The sequence below is a fragment of the Neochlamydia sp. EPS4 genome (assembly GCF_000813665.1).
In the GTDB taxonomy this organism is placed as follows: domain Bacteria; phylum Chlamydiota; class Chlamydiia; order Chlamydiales; family Parachlamydiaceae; genus Neochlamydia.
This window is the reverse complement of the sequence record NZ_JSDQ01000054.1, coordinates 1-1024: the sequence shown is the minus strand read 5'-3', so window position 1 is coordinate 1024 and position 1024 is coordinate 1. Positions and strand designations below refer to the sequence as shown.

Sequence of the window (1024 nt, the reverse complement as noted above, 5' to 3'; positions counted from 1 at the left end):
AACTACAAGAGCTTTACTTAATCAACAACCAGCTTACCACCCTTCCAACACAGATAGGGCAGCTATCACAGCTACAAGAGCTTGGCTTGAATCACAACCAGCTCACCACCTTTCCAGCAGAGATAGGGCAGCTATCAAAGCTGCAAGCGCTTCATTTAAGTAGCAACCAGCTTACCACTCTTCCGGCAGAAATATGGCAGCTATCTCAGCTGCAAACGCTTGATTTAAGTAGTAACAAGCTTACCTCTCTTCCGGTAGAGATAAGGCAGCTATCACAGCTAAAAGAGCTTGGCTTAAACAACAACCAGCTTACCAGCCTTCCTACAGAGATAGGGCAGCTACCACAACTACAAGGCCTTGGATTAAACAACAATCAACTCACCACTGTTCCGGCAGAGATAGGGCAGCTATCAAAGCTGCAAAGACTTGGATTAAGCAACAACCAAATCACCATCCTTCCGGCAGAGATAGGGCAGTTATCAAAGCTGCAAAGACTTGGATTAAGCAATAACCAACTTGCCTCTCTTCCTTTAGAAATAGAGCAGCTATCGCACCTACAATGGTTTGGATTAGATCACAACCAACTTACCTTCCTTCCCGTGGAGATAGGGCAGCTATTGCATCTGGAAGTGCTTGATTTAGATCACAACCAACTCACCACCCTTCCCGCAGAGATAGGGTTACTGTCTCAGCTGCAAGGGCTTCAACTGAAGGAGAATCCGCTAGGAAGCATCCCAGATGAAGTAAGGCGGCGTTTTTGCCTTTAGCTGAAAAAGTTCGTTCCTTCATCATCCAATAAGCTAAAGAAACGTATTGATATTCTTAGAAGGTTTTAAGGATATAAATAAACCTTCCGGCCTATCAAGAGACATTAACATCGAAAGTTTTCTTTACTAAAGGTTCTTTATCAGCCTATTACATTTCTTTATTTTTAAATTTAAAGGCTAAGAATCTGTCTCTAAAATTTTCTTGTACATTCTGTTTTATTCATGTATGTTTTGCTCTAAAAAACTCATAAAACATG

At 41.8% G+C, this 1024-nt stretch carries 1 protein-coding gene; it reads left to right on the top strand.

All coding sequences use genetic code 11. The features are described 5' to 3' along the window. On the top strand, positions 1-767 hold a 767-nt coding region (locus DB42_RS05580; RefSeq protein ID WP_044882099.1), incomplete at its 5' end, for a leucine-rich repeat domain-containing protein. Positions 768-1024: the final 257 nt, after the last annotated feature.